1 rRNA gene is annotated in these 266 nt (G+C 51.1%); it reads left to right on the top strand.

The features are described from left to right. Positions 1-266: ribosomal RNA gene (locus ACXAGR_RS23825) — 23S ribosomal RNA — on the top strand; the annotation flags it as partial.

The raw sequence follows: 266 nt of genomic DNA, 5'->3' as shown, positions 1-266 counted from the left end.
CGCACCTAGACGGAAAGACCCCGTGAACCTTTACTACAGCTTGGCACTGAACATTGAACCTACTTGTGTAGGATAGGTGGGAGGCTTTGAAGTATGGACGCCAGTTCATACGGAGCCGTCCTTGAAATACCACCCTGGTATGTTTGATGTTCTAACGTTGTTCCCTTATCGGGAATGCGGACAGTGTCTGGTGGGTAGTTTGACTGGGGCGGTCTCCTCCCAAATAGTAACGGAGGAGCACGAAGGTTAGCTAATCACGGTCGGAC

This window comes from Alteromonas sp. ABH4_457 (genome assembly GCF_056160625.1).
This window is presented reverse-complemented; position numbering and strand designations above follow the sequence as displayed.